This window comes from Streptomyces sp. NPDC006385, from assembly GCF_040612485.1.
In the GTDB taxonomy this organism is placed as follows: Bacteria; Actinomycetota; Actinomycetes; order Streptomycetales; family Streptomycetaceae; genus Streptomyces.
Genome location: NZ_JBEXQG010000015.1, coordinates 107,599 through 120,090, shown reverse-complemented (window position 1 = coordinate 120,090; position 12,492 = coordinate 107,599). Strand labels below are relative to the sequence as shown.

The following is a 12,492-nucleotide window of genomic DNA, read 5'->3' as shown; positions in this document are numbered from 1 at the left end:
GGGACCGCGAGGCTGATTAACTATCAGTTACGCGCGTGACCTGCAGGAACGCAATCACTATGCCGCGTGACATCGCGGAAGCGGCCAAGGCCCGCAGCGGCCTCTCAGGGCTGTCCGCCTATGTAGCCGCCGCCGTGGCCCGCCAGATCGAACGCGACAACCTCAACGAAATCATCCAGGTTGCGGAGGCCGAGCACGGACCCGTCACCGACGAGGAGATCCAGGCTCTACGCGACCAGCTCCACCAGGCCCGCCAGCAGCAGACGCCAGGCGGGGCAAACGCCGCATGACCCGATCCCCCGCCGTCCCCGGCGGCACCCTGGTCCTCGACAGCGAGGGTCTGGCCAAGGCCGTGCTGCGCGACCGCACCGTCACCGGCTGGCTCACCCTCGCCCGCGCCGACGACCTGCGGGTGATCACCTCCGCGGCAACTCTTGTCGAGGTGGTCCACCCTCGGATCAACCGACCGGCCCTGGAGTGGACGCTCTCCCGCCTTGTCGTCGAACCGGTCACCGAGCCCATCGCCCGCCACGCTGCCGCCCTCCTGGCCGACGCCAGCCTGCACGGCCACAAGTACGCCATCGACGCCATGCTCAGCGCCACCGCCCTCGCCGCCCCGGGGCCTGTCACGATCCTCACCTCGGACCCCGAGGACCTCACTGCACTGTGCGGCCGGCGCGTCACAGTCATCAAGATGTGACGATCTGCTGTTGAGACATCGCGCGCTGAGCCTGAAGGAACAGCCTCGAAGAACACTCAAGGCTCCCGTCGCTCCATGACGACAAACTGCGGCACCAAGTGCTCCAGGTGTCATCGGCCGGCGGGAAGGAGAATGGGGTCGTCATGGGTGCGGTCGCTTCGGCCGCCCATGGGGCACGATGCCCTGGGCGCCCGCGACGAGCTTCCCGCGTTCGGCCAGAGTGTCCTCGCCGAGCAGCGAAGGGTTCACCTCCAGCATCAACGCGAGGTGCTCCCCGATGCGCTGAGGCGAGAGATCCTCCGTCGCACCCGGCTCCACCGGACCGTCCTCCCCTTCGTCCACGACCCGGGCGTTGCGCAACAGCCGTAGCTGCCCATCGCTGTATATCCGGGCCATCAGAGCCGCAGTGAACCGCTTCCGCACCTCCGCGCCGCTCATGGTCGTCCGCTGATCGCCTGAAACGGTGACGACTTCCTGCAGGTCCTCCGCGACCTCAGCCCGGCGGTCACTCGTGCGGCTTCGCGCCACGCTGCTCCACTTCGCTTTCCCGGACGGGAGCGCTTGGTCGTTCCACTTCGCCTTCACTGCCGGAAGCGCTTCCTCGTACCACCACTTCCTGACGTGCGGCGCGGCCTTCTCCGCACCCTGAAGCCGATCTGGACGAGTACCTCGGCGACGAACTCCGCGATCCTACGCTCGGGCCTCCGACTCGTGCCGGTCAGAGTCGAGCAAACCCTGCGGGTACGCCGCCACCGGATCCGGCTCGTTCTCCTTCAAGAAGATCTCGGCTTGACCCACCTGATTGGTGTCGGGGTCACGTGTCATGCCGCGATGAGCGCACTCTGTCTTCCTCGACCGCGCGAAACGCGCGCCTTTCCGGACTCTGACAATGGCCTCGTACTCGTCGTACTCGCTGCTGTCCATGCCACACCTTCGACCTGCAGGATGCCCTGCGTCCGCCGCCCGTCCCCCGGGAGCGACGCCCCCCGGCACTGTACGTCCGGCCGCCGACCGTCCGGCAGATCGCCAGATGTGACCCGATGATCCGGGTTCGGAGCAGCCCCTCAATTCGGTGACCGTCAACGGCTGGGTCTTCGGACCAGGACGGCTCACACCCGACTGACGTTGTACCTGGTCGCGGGCCCGGCTGTGCATCGGAAGGCTCCGTTTGAGGTCGGCGTTCACCAGCTCGTCGGGGTTCGGCTCCGGCGAGTACGAGGCAGAAAGTGCAGCTCGATCCGGTCGGTCCGGGTGATCGGGGAGCCAGGCGCGGACCTTGCGGGAGCGGTGGGCGGAGTGGCCGTCCACGACGAGGTGCACCTTGCGGTCGAAGTGGCCTGCGAGCCGGTCCAGGAAGCGGCACATCACGTCGGCGTCGAAGGTTTCGGTGAACACCATGAAGTGCATCCAGCCCTTGGTACTGATCGCGGACATCGCGTTCACCGAGAACCGGTTGCCCGAGCGGCGCACGATCGGGGTGCGTCCCTTGGCACCCCAGGTACGGCCGGTGACCTGGTCGGAACGGATGCCGACCTGGCCGGCGAAGATCACCTCACCACCCTCGGCCTTCGCCTTCGCGCGGATCACCGGCCAGGTCTCCTCCCGCCAGACGCGGACCGCTTCCGGGTTCTGCTCGACGCCCCGCTTGTCCGGACGCTGGAAGGACAGCCCCACCACCCCCCCACCCCACCCACCGGCGCAGGTACTTGCCCACCCCCTGCTCGGTCAGCCGCACCCGGTACAGCTTCGCGATCAGGTTCCCCACTCCGGCCCGCGTCCACAGCCGACCGGCAAGGCCCAGGTCACAGGGGCGGTGATCCAGAACGGCCTGCCGGACCGCCCGCTGCTCCACCCCGCCCAGAAGCTGATGCCCGCCGACCCGACGCCCGCGTGGCTGGGCCACGAGCGCCTCGCGCCCACCAGCCAGCCACTTCGCCCACCAGTTGTCCACGGCCCTGAGCGAGACTGGAACATCGCCGCGACATCCTCGCGGGTCCGGCCCGCCACCAACGCGGCCACCGCCCGCAGCCGAAGGGCCTCCTGCGCCGACGGCGACAACCGCCGCGCGTCCCCCACCAGTTCACTCACACAGGGAACAACGACCCAGAACACCTACCGTTTCCGATCAATAAGCATCGACTCTCACCTGCGGTACCGATCCCCTTCGGCGCTCCCCGCCGCAGGGCCGTCACCCTCGGAGCCATTCCGATCTGAACCATGGCAGTAGCCACCGGCCAGGGCAAGTTCAGAATTGAGCAGCGTCTGTCCAAGTCCCGTCCCAGACCTGAATGAGCTCACCCCTTCTTCCTTACCTTCAGCTCCTCGGATCGAGCCATCATTTTCTCCGCGAACTCATCCCAGTCGGGGCCGAAACTCAGGAGATCTGCCCCGGCTTGCCCCAGGATTTCGACGTCATCAGGCCGTTGTAGGCACAGCAGGCGGAAAGCCAGATTGCGCGCCCAGACCGGGAGTGCCATCCAGTCTTCAGCCAGGAATTCCTGCAGCGACTCCCAGATATTCTCAGGATCCGCGAAAGTCAGCTGCTCGATAAATCGCTGGACCTCGACGGGGATCCCCATGGCGCCGCCATTCACCCCGCCCGTGGAGATCTGTGACATGAGTTGCTTCAGTTCAGACACAGTCAACCTTCCGTCAAGGGTTCAACCAGTAGGTGGCGACCCGGTACGTACCGTCGGCGTCCGCGACACGCGATATCCGATGCCGTGCCCCTCTTTGTCAACAGCCCCCTCCGCCCACCGTTTGAGGTTCTCGCCCTCATCCGCTGCCCTGCCGTAAGCGACCTCACAGCCGGCGAGACCGGACGGGTCCACCCATGTGCGGGAATTGTGGACCCGTGCCACAGGGTTGGGGGCAGGCGTGAGGCCGAGGGGATCCGGGCTGGTGTAGCGGGTGTTGGCGGGGTCGTAGTGGCGGTGGAAGTTGTAGTGGAGGCCGGTCTCCGGGTCGGGCCAGCATGGCATCTGATTCGATGCTCGCCAACATAGACATTTGCCGAACTGGCGAGTAGTGATGGGTGCCTGTCGGCCACCGAACGACTACCGGCCCGACCTGGACCGCCTCGCCCCGCTCGGCATTCTCGACGCGTCCGGGCATCCTCGCCATCGCGAAGAGGTGCCGCTGACGCACCCGCGGCCGGCGTTCGTCGGCCCTGGAGTGGCGGCGCGGCCTGTCGTCGAACTCCCCGCGCGGGGCGGGCCGGGACGCCACCCGGATCGCCCGGCATGTCGCCGCCCACCTCCCCCGCGCTTGAGGGCCATCTCACCCTCGCCCGCCTGGATCGACGTATGTCAACATAGATGCATGTCGCATACGAAGGTGCTGCCGCTGCTGGACCCCGCCGACGGCGAGGCCGTGGCGCCGTGCTGTCCGCCGCTCACCGAGCGCCCGTTCACCGCCGAGGAGGCCGAGACGGCCGCCCGGATGTTCAAAGCTCTGGGCGACCCGATACGGCTGCGGCTGTTCTCCGCGGTGGCCTCGCACGAGGGCGGCGAGGCATGCGTGTGCGACATCTCCGACGTCGGCGTCTCCCAGCCGACCGTCTCCCACCACCTGAAGAAGCTCAAGGAGGCCGGCCTGCTCACCTCCGAGCGGCGCGGCACCTGGGTCTATTACCGGATCGAGCCGTCCGTGCTGGCAGCGATGGGCAAATTGCTGACCGTCGCGCCGGCCGCGGCCTGACCGGCATTTCAGATCCGGTCAGGTGGGTGCCGGTGTGCAGCCGGCGTCCGTCGAAGACCGTGCGGCTTGGGACGACGGAGAGGGAAGGACGCCACCAGGTGCCGGTCGCGCTGATCAGCGCGCGGGCGTGCCAGGTGCCGGAGTCTGTTTCCATGCCGAGAAGTTGAGAAGCGTTTCTCGTAGTCGGTGAGGTACTCCGCCACGTACCTGCGTGTCGGGGTACGTCTCGCCGGGCTGGGGGAGCGAGCAGAAGGCGGCCGGAGAGAACGGGCGCAGCGAGTCCCAGGCGGGTTGCCAGGCGGCGCAGGTGGTAGTCGGCGGGGGCCTCTCCGAGCACTGCCACCTGCGCGCCACGGGTCACTCGGCCGATCGTCCGGGCATGAAGATGAGCGCCACCAGCCCCAGTCCGACCGCGGCGCCCACGAGCTGCATGGCGATGAACCCCGCGAGGGCGCCGGGCGCGATGCCCGCGAAGGTGTCGGTGAAGGCACGGCCGATGGTCACCGCGTAGTTGGCGAAGGACGTCGACGAAGTGGACCAGTAGGCGGCGCCGATGTAGGAGGCGACGGCCACGGGCGCGATCCGCAGCCGGTCGGTGCGGGCCAGGCCGAAGATCAGCAGGATCAGCCCGGCGGTGGCGACGACCGCGCCGAGCAGCAGGTGCCCGGCGGACCGGTCGTGCGTAGACCACTCCACCAGCAGTTCGCCGAACATCGCGTCAGCCAGGATGGCGCCCGCGATCGCACCCACGATCTGCACGGGTACGTACACCGCCACCTCGCGCAGGGTGACCCCGGCGCCGCCGCGTCGCGCCGTCCACCACTCGGCCGGCGTGACGACCGGGTTGAAGTGCGCGCCGGAGGCCGGGCCGAGCAGGAGGATCGGGATGCCGAGGCCGAAGACGGTGGCCGTGGAGTTGGCGAGCGGTTGCAGGCCGACGTCCTTGGTCAGTTCGGTGGCCTGGATGCCGGAGCCGACCACGACCGCCACCAGGAGGGCGGTGCCTATGATTTCGGCGGCGGCCCGGGCGACCAGGGGCCTGCGCGGTGTGCGCTGTCTACGCGGCTTCGGCGGGGGTCATGGGCAGGCCCTCTTGTTCTCTGCGGCGGTACGGGCGGACTCGGCCAGGTCGGCGAGCTGACCGGCCGGCTGAGCGATGACGTCCGGGCGCAGCTTGTAGTACGTGTACCAGCCGCACGGGTCCGTCTCGGCGGCCCTGGCCCGCGCAGCGCTCTCAGACGGTCGGGGAGGTGGGTCTGCCCGGCGCGCATGCGCAAACTGTTCATGGTCGCCGTCCGCGCGGCCACGGCGCACGGTGCGCGCTCAGTGTGAGTTCCCCTTGGTCCTGCGCTGACGGGCGCCGTCGACGACCAGATGCAGCGGCAGATCCAGATGCAGCGGCATCGCTCTCGTGTCGCTCGACGGGCGGTTCTTCAGGGCCCGTTCGTCCCGACCGGTCGGCGATCTCGCGGTGATGCCCGCCGTCGCATCGCCCTGCGTCCATTTCCACGGGTTGGGTGCAGCGGCTTGCCACCTCCTCCGGGCGGTGACTGGACATGACGACGCACGTTCCTTCGGCCGCGAGTTCCCCGATGGCGTCCAGCACCACATCGGCGGTTGCGCGGTCAAGAGCAGAGGTGGGTTCGTCCAGCAGCGGTAGTCGCGGCCGTGGTGCCAGCGCGCGGGCGACTGCCACTCGTTGTCCTCGGCGTAGCCGGCCAGACTGCGCTGCCGGACCGACTCCACGCAAGGGCGCCCGTATCAGGCCGGCGTCGACTGGCCCGGTGAGCCTCAACAGTCTGCCTTTGACTCGATCCTTGGGGTACGGAACGACCGGTCCCTGCTCGCTGAAGAACAGCCGTCCGACGTCCGCCGTGCCGCTGGCGGCAAGGTGCTCGCGGAGCACGGCGACGTGGTGGGGCGGGAAGGGGCACCCTGCGGATGTGTCCCTCCCGCGGCCACCTCCAGCAGGAGGCGTACAGGGCGTCACCGACGTGCTCGGTGCAGGCGGCGGGATGCACTCGCGGATGCCGTCCCGGTTCGTCCAGGGCACGCCCATGTCGTCGCGGGCTTCCTGAACGCCGGAGAAGTTGCCGACCAGGGGCGGCCGGTGGCTTCCAGGGTGGCGCGGGTCGGGGCGATCAGGCCGGGGTGATCAGGTCGGGGCGATCAGGTCGGGGGCTCACGGCCCTGGACGCTCTCGCCGTCGTCCGCGCTGCGTGCATGCGGCCAGAGAGGAGAAAGCCCGCTGGGTTTGGGGCGGCCGGCTCCACCGCTTTAACCAGTCCCTTTGGCGCGAGCCCCGAAGATCATGGCCCCAACGTCGTGCTTTACCGGGCAGGTTCCCCGGACTGCTCGCCGCGCCCGAAGCTTACGGAGCCATGATCACTCGCATCAAAGCAGCTCAGGGCCAAAGTCGCCCAGTCTGGCGGCAAGTTGCACTGATATAGACTATCGCAACCATCCGACAACCCCTTCGGCAGGGAACCAGTGACGCAACAAAGCACCCTCGATCTCGGTGTCACCTTCAGAGACAACAGGAATCAAGCCGTCCACAGTTGGTATCCCTACGTCGAAGGATTTTCCGCGGACTACGTTCGTCAGAAACTCGCTCGCCGCGGCGGGATCACAAACGTATACGATCCATTCGGTGGTTCGGGAACAGTGCAGGTGGTTGCATCTCACGCGGGTATCGCATCCGCCTACTCGGAGATCAACCCCTTCATGTCCTTCGTGGCAGAGACGAAGGTCAACGCGGCACGCAGAGCCAAACAGCATCAAGCCGAGTTCCAGGCGTCGGCCAAGGAGTTCCTGAAGCGCCTTCATTCCGACCATTTCGAGCGGAATGCGAAACTCGTTGATCTTTCGCCGTATCATGAAGCTTTCCCCAAGCGTGACTTCTTCGAAGAAGATCACCTCAGAACGCTGCTCGCCATCAAAGACCTCGCCTGCCAGATCGGTGATGATCGCGAGTGGCTTCGCGACCTACTGCTGCTTGCCGTAGCTTCAAACGCTGTGGCTAGCTCCCACATGACCCGCCGAGCAGATCTGAGGCGGCGACGGCCGAACGAATACGTCACGCGAGTCGTCAACGTTCAGGGGTTTGTTCACTCCACAGTTGAACAAATGGTTCGTGACATCAACATGATTCCGGACCAGTCGGCCGCGATGACCAAGCTATCCGAGGATTGCCGTCAGGTTCTCTCCGGCGAATCGGATCGGTTCGACCTCGCCATCACGTCGCCGCCTTACCTCAACGGGACGAACTATTTCCGGAACACTAAGATCGAACTTTGGATTCTCGACTTCATCAAAGCCGAGAAGGAGCTTCCAGGGTTGTGCAGGAGGGCTGTGACGGCTGGCATCAACAATGTCAGTAAGACCCGCACCCTGGACCACACGTACAAAAGCGTCGAAGAGGTGGCCTCTGCGCTTGATGCGGCGTCTCCTGACAAAAGAATCCCGCTTCTGGTCCGCCAGTACTTCTCTGACATGACGCAAGTATTCCGAGCGGTAGAGCACAGCCTGAAGCGTGGTGGAGAATTCATCTTCGACATCGGGGACTCCAAGTTCTACGGAGTTCACGTCCCCACGGATCGCCTACTTGTCGAGGTAGCTGAGTCCGTTGGACTCGAAGTCGTGTCTGACGAAGTGATTGCTCGCAGGTACTCCCGTGACCGCAGTGCGCTTCATCAGGTCGAAATCATCTTCCGGAAGGGCTGATTGTGGAACGGTCTCGCCTGGAAGCAGCGATTGAAGAATTTCAGTCGTTGCTCCCCTACACCCAAGGCGCGTATGCCAGCCGCGCCTGGGGGCACAAACTGCATTCCCTCTGCTCTTACCAGGGGAAGTTCAAGCCGGCCATGGCTCACTGGCTCGTCAAGTCTTTCTCCACGGAAGGCGGGAGGGTGTTGGATCCCCTCGGCGGAGTGGGAACCGTTCCCTTCGAGGCAGCCCTTCTCGGAAGAAGGGCAATCACCAATGACAAGAGCCCGCTCGCAGCCACTGTTGGCGCGGCCAAGATGAGCCCTCCCAGCCTGGACGAAGCGCTTGAGCAGATCTCCAGGCTGGAGAAGCGAATGCTGACGATTGACCTCAGCGCCGAAGATCTTGTTGAAGCCGAGTTCGGCCTCAATGCTTCGGTATCTGCCTATTATCATCCAGAGACGCTTCTTGAGGTCCTTAAAGCGCGTAAGGTGTTCATGACCGAAGGAGTCCAGGGTGACGCCTTCATGTGGGCTTCTTTGCTGCACGTGCTGCACGGGAACAGGCCCTATGCCCTGTCTCGGACCTCTCACCCGATCACTCCTTTCAACCCCACCGGCGCGTACGTGTACAAGTCGCTGATTGAACGGTTGCAGAATAGAGTGACCTCAGCTCTCGCTGCACCGCTGCCACCGAGCTTCCTACGCGGCGAGGCTTTTCACGGCGACTTCAGGGACCTACCGGATAAGATCAAGGAACCGGTCGACACAATTATCACCAGCCCTCCGTTCATCGGAATGCGCTTTGATCGACCGAACTGGTTGAGAATGTGGTTCTGCGGTTGGCAGGCAACGGACTTCCACACCAAAAGTCTGGACTTTCTGGAGCGTCAGCAAACCAAGTCAACCAGTGTCTACATCGAGTTTTTCACGACCTGCGCTCAGCTACTAAAACCAGGCGGCGTAATGGCGGTACACATTGGGAGCGGTGGTCGCGGCGATCTCGTAGGGGATCTGAGGCAGCTGGGGAAGGGTCACCTGGAACTCGTTGGCGAGACCGTTGAAAACGTCGAGCAGGTATCTAATCACGGCCTGAAGGACAAAGGCCTGACGAAGCACCACCACATGCTGTTTTTCCAACGCGCCTAGTCTGCCGGGGAAGTACGTTGAGCCTCAGCGCATACCCCTGAGGCTCAACCCGGACGTCAGTCGTCCACCATCATCCTCACAGCGGCAGCACGGGCGTGGAGATCGTCATAGAGCTCCGGACTTTCCTGCCACAGCAGTTCTCCGAGTTTGACATCGGGGTGAATTTCTTCGACTTTCCGCGCTATTGAGAAGAATGTTCTGGGTTCCCAGGTAGCGGCATATTTGGCAATGTCCCCGATTATTTTGTCGAGTTGCTCGAGGTTGACGCGCTTCTCGATGAGGTTCTCATAAGGCAGGCCGCAGATGTGCGAGAGGTCTCGAAGCTGCGAGTCGCTGTAGTAATCTACCGGGAAGCGATCCTTCTTGTTGTTGTTGCATTCTGCGCAGAGGCATGTAGCGTGCTCATCGATTGGCCACAGGTACGCCAGTGGACGCGTATGATCCAGCTGAACCTGGTTGAGCGACAGGCTCCTCCTGCAATTGAAGCAACGTCGGCCAAATCTTTCCCAGACCTGTGATTTCAAGCCTTCACCAGTACGCTTCTTGATTTCCTGCAGAATGCTGGATTCCTGCAGGAATATCCTCCTCTCGCGGGTTATCACCGATGACTCATGATGTTGGTCGACGGTTCGAGAAGGATTGAAGTTGTCGTTAATTCTCCACTTCTTACACGCTCTGCATTCATTCTGGTGCAGCGTGCGCTTCGCATTGTGTTTATGGAAGGCGAGCGACCCTGGCTTTTTCATGTCGACTGGAAGAAGGCGCCCGCAGTAGGAACACTTCTTCAAGTCCAGCCAGTCCCCTTCCTCTGTCACGGTCGAAGTGGTCGACGGTTCGAGATCGGCATTCAGTGCGGTCCCGTGATCCAGGTAGTACGTTTCAGGCACTATGGACCTTCCTGCGCCAGCAAGAACATCCCTGGGCGTGAGCCCATCCGGGATTGCAGCCGGGCCTATGTCGAGTCCCCACATATTGAGCGCGTAGGGACCGAACCACGAAAGATCGACGTAAATCGGCCCTCGCTCGTCCGTAAGAAATGCGTGCCCAACTCGGGTGAAGTCCACAGAGAGGTTGAATACGGCATCCAGTGTGGTGGCGCCACAAGAGAGGTGTGCTGTCAGCTCGATGGGAGCCTCGGCTGCGATGTAGGCGCCAAAAGAAGCGATGCTAAGCCCTTCGACGCCGACGACGGCCTCTGAAGTGAAGGTGACGCGGTTCTCCGGAGTCGCCCCCGGAGAGATCCTGACGCTTCGAACTCGATGGAGATCCTGATAATCCCTTTTCGACCCATACGCGTCATCTCGTGTCTGCTTCGCAAGGCGTCTCATAGCGGATGACTGTAGACGAGGATGTGGGCCATACGTGGACAAATATCTGGAGCCGGTCCGGCCACTTGTCACGTTCGACCTGTCCGAGTTCCGCGTTCACGGACAGCCTGGACGGGGCCTACGGAAGGCGCTCGAAAGCGGCCCCCGGCCGGGGCGTGTGCGGCTCAGGAGGCTCCCCGGGCGCAGCAGTGGCCCCGCCCGGCGACCGAGTGGGCCGTGATGCCGTGACGGGGCAGCGTGAGCCGACCGGAGGGGCGTGAGCGAGGGCTCAACGAGCCGGTCCTCGCGGGCTGCGGCACGGACCGTCCGCCGTGCAGGAGCAGCCAGCAGCCAGCAGTCAGCAACCGGCCACCGCCCACCGCCCACCGCGTCGTCCCGCCGACGCCGTTCGCCGTCGGGGCGTGATCCCCGGCATCGCGCCGGCCCTGATCGTCCGGCGCCAACCGGTCATCCGAAGTCGGCGTGGGACTGGGGTCCGGTCGCTCTGTCCCAGTGGGCCTGCTCGCCGCCGCCCAGCAGTTCCGCCGCCTGGCCCTCGGTGTGCGCGGCCGCCATCTGGGCCGCGGCCACCACGTCTCCGCGTTCGCGCACCAGGTCCTCGTAGATCGGCAGGTGAACGTTCTCGGCAGGACTACGCGTCACAATGCCGGTCCTTTCGCTGGTCGTCGCCGTCAGGCTCTGTGGAGTCGGACAGGAAACCCATGTCCGAGCAACACATACAACACAGCCGAAGGATCGTATTTGAGGAGAAATCGTGGCCCCTGCGCGCCCATCATGAAAATGTCCCGTGCACGCCGGGGCTCGGGGTCGTCGGCGGATCAGGTCCGGGGGCCGGTCGGAAGCATGGCCCAGACCGTCTTGCCCATGGGCTGGCGCCGGGTCCAGCCCCAGTGCTCGGACAGGGCGTCGATGATGCGCAGCCCGCGGCCGTTCTCGTCGAGGGGGTCGCTCGTGTGCGGGTACACGGGCGGGCTGTCGCTCGGGTCGGTGACGGCGCACACCAGGTGGGCGGGGCGGCGCAGGCTGAGCCGCAGCCAGATCTCCGCCTCGCCGCGGGCCGGGGCGTGCGCCGCGGAGTCCGGTGCGGCGTGGAGTACGGCGTTGGCGGCCAGTTCGGTGACCACCATGAGGGCGTCGGCGCTGCAGTGGTCCAGCGCCCAGTCGCCGAGCGTGCGACGGACGAAGTCGCGGGCCTCACCGCAGTCCCGTTCGGCGCCGGTGAGGCGCAGAGCGGCCGAGCGGGGGGACGTACGCGGTGGTTCGGACCGGGCGAGATGACGTCGGCCCGGGGCACCGGGCGGTGCGTCCGGGGTCACGCTCAACCCCGTTCGGGACGCGGCGCTGCCGGGCAGTCGGAGCCCTTCGTACGCAGGTAAGGACACAACATCTCCCTGATACATGGTCAGGACAGGGCCACTGCGCAGCAGTTACGCCACGGACTATTATCCACGCCGACGGCGTCTCCGTGCAATTTCACGGGAAATTGCGCGAGTGGCGCCGACGCAGAGCACGAGGTGCGGACCGGGCCCGCTGGGGCGGCCGGGCGCACCCGTGGCGGAACGTGAGCAAGGAGAGTGCAGTGCCAACAGCACCGAACGGCGTGCGGGCAAGCTCGTTGGGCGTCCGCTGGATCAAGAGCCGGCACAGCAATGCCGAGGGCAACTGCGTCGAGGTGGCCACCTTGGGCGACGGCAGCATCGCGATGCGCAACTCCCGCGATCCCGACGGGCCGGCCCTCGTCTACACACCTGCCGAGATCACCGCCTTCCTGGCGGGCGCCAAGGAGGGAGAGTTCGACCACCTGGCGTGATCCGGGGCTCGTCACAGGGTCAGAAGGCCGGCGGGAAGCGGAAGTTGATCCTTCCACTTCCTGCGGTTCCGGCGGCACGGGGCGGCGGGATGCGATAATGCG

General features: G+C 65.2%; 12 protein-coding genes and 5 pseudogenes. 6 read left to right on the top strand and 11 right to left on the bottom strand.

Annotation, left to right across the window (positions count from 1 at the left end; translation table 11 throughout):
• The first annotated feature begins 59 nt into the window (after positions 1-59).
• Together ABZ078_RS14840 and ABZ078_RS14835 are read left to right on the top strand one after the other, a co-directional pair.
• Entirely contained in the window at positions 60-290 is a 231-nt protein-coding gene (locus ABZ078_RS14840) for a CopG family transcriptional regulator (RefSeq protein WP_356575188.1), read from the top strand.
• Positions 287-700, top strand: coding sequence for a PIN domain-containing protein (locus tag ABZ078_RS14835; RefSeq protein WP_356575186.1), 414 nt, complete (start codon positions 287-289; stop codon positions 698-700). The genes ABZ078_RS14840 and ABZ078_RS14835 overlap by 4 nt, the downstream gene beginning before the upstream one ends.
• 141 nt (positions 701-841) lie before the next feature.
• Here ABZ078_RS14835 and ABZ078_RS14830 read toward each other — a convergent pair whose 3' ends face one another.
• The 4 genes and pseudogenes from ABZ078_RS14830 to ABZ078_RS14815 form a co-directional block, all read right to left on the bottom strand.
• Positions 842-1,138: a hypothetical protein gene (locus tag ABZ078_RS14830; RefSeq protein WP_356575184.1), complete on the bottom strand. Its 297-nt coding sequence runs from the start codon at positions 1,136-1,138 to the stop codon at positions 842-844.
• Between the two features lie 693 nt (positions 1,139-1,831).
• Positions 1,832-2,728: pseudogene (locus ABZ078_RS14825) on the bottom strand (IS630 family transposase); the annotation flags it as partial.
• Positions 2,729-2,994: 266 nt separating this feature from the next.
• Complete coding sequence (locus tag ABZ078_RS14820; RefSeq protein WP_356575182.1) at positions 2,995-3,339, bottom strand: hypothetical protein; 345 nt, start codon at positions 3,337-3,339, stop codon at positions 2,995-2,997.
• A 21-nt stretch (positions 3,340-3,360) separates the two neighbouring features.
• Positions 3,361-3,681, bottom strand: a complete 321-nt coding sequence (locus ABZ078_RS14815; RefSeq protein WP_356575180.1) for an RHS repeat-associated core domain-containing protein — start codon at positions 3,679-3,681, stop codon at positions 3,361-3,363.
• A gap of 340 nt (positions 3,682-4,021) precedes the next feature.
• Between ABZ078_RS14815 and ABZ078_RS14810 the strand changes: the two genes are divergently transcribed.
• Positions 4,022-4,399 carry a metalloregulator ArsR/SmtB family transcription factor gene (locus tag ABZ078_RS14810; RefSeq protein ID WP_356575179.1) on the top strand — a complete coding sequence of 126 codons (378 nt, stop codon included), beginning with the start codon at positions 4,022-4,024 and terminating at the stop codon, positions 4,397-4,399.
• Positions 4,400-4,430: 31 nt separating this feature from the next.
• On the opposite strand, the pseudogene ABZ078_RS14805 reads toward ABZ078_RS14810, so the two are convergent.
• The 4 pseudogenes from ABZ078_RS14805 to ABZ078_RS14790 form a co-directional block, all read right to left on the bottom strand.
• A pseudogene (locus tag ABZ078_RS14805) lies at positions 4,431-4,699 on the bottom strand (pyridine nucleotide-disulfide oxidoreductase); the annotation flags it as partial.
• Between the two features lie 57 nt (positions 4,700-4,756).
• A pseudogene (locus ABZ078_RS14800) lies at positions 4,757-5,446 on the bottom strand (aquaporin); the annotation flags it as partial.
• Between the two features lie 30 nt (positions 5,447-5,476).
• Positions 5,477-5,658, bottom strand: a pseudogene (locus tag ABZ078_RS14795) (transcriptional regulator); the annotation flags it as partial.
• Positions 5,659-6,407: 749 nt separating this feature from the next.
• Positions 6,408-6,497 (bottom strand): annotated as a pseudogene (locus ABZ078_RS14790) (SAM-dependent methyltransferase); the annotation flags it as partial.
• A 392-nt stretch (positions 6,498-6,889) separates the two neighbouring features.
• Between ABZ078_RS14790 and ABZ078_RS14785 the strand changes: the two are divergent.
• The gene (locus ABZ078_RS14785; protein ID WP_356575177.1) at positions 6,890-8,122 is read left to right on the top strand and encodes a restriction endonuclease; all 1,233 of its coding nucleotides are present in this window, start codon (positions 6,890-6,892) and stop codon (positions 8,120-8,122) included.
• Between the two features lie 2 nt (positions 8,123-8,124).
• Positions 8,125-9,252 (top strand): hypothetical protein, encoded by a 1,128-nt coding sequence (locus ABZ078_RS14780; protein WP_356575175.1) that lies wholly within the window; start codon positions 8,125-8,127, stop codon positions 9,250-9,252.
• A gap of 56 nt (positions 9,253-9,308) precedes the next feature.
• On the opposite strand, the gene ABZ078_RS14775 is transcribed toward ABZ078_RS14780, so the two are convergent.
• The 3 genes from ABZ078_RS14775 to ABZ078_RS14765 all read right to left on the bottom strand — a co-directional run bounded on the left by ABZ078_RS14775 (position 9,309) and on the right by ABZ078_RS14765 (position 11,896).
• Positions 9,309-10,580, bottom strand: coding sequence for a hypothetical protein (locus ABZ078_RS14775; protein ID WP_356575173.1), 1,272 nt, complete (start codon positions 10,578-10,580; stop codon positions 9,309-9,311).
• Positions 10,581-11,027: 447 nt separating this feature from the next.
• A complete protein-coding gene (locus tag ABZ078_RS14770) occupies positions 11,028-11,222 on the bottom strand; it encodes a hypothetical protein (RefSeq protein ID WP_356575172.1) in 195 nt (64 codons plus the stop codon).
• A gap of 176 nt (positions 11,223-11,398) precedes the next feature.
• Positions 11,399-11,896 (bottom strand): ATP-binding protein, encoded by a 498-nt coding sequence (locus ABZ078_RS14765; RefSeq protein WP_356575170.1) that lies wholly within the window; start codon positions 11,894-11,896, stop codon positions 11,399-11,401.
• Between the two features lie 263 nt (positions 11,897-12,159).
• On the opposite strand from ABZ078_RS14765, the gene ABZ078_RS14760 reads away from it, so the two are divergent.
• Positions 12,160-12,390: a DUF397 domain-containing protein gene (locus ABZ078_RS14760; protein WP_356575168.1), complete on the top strand. Its 231-nt coding sequence runs from the start codon at positions 12,160-12,162 to the stop codon at positions 12,388-12,390.
• The last annotated feature ends 102 nt before the right edge of the window (positions 12,391-12,492 follow it).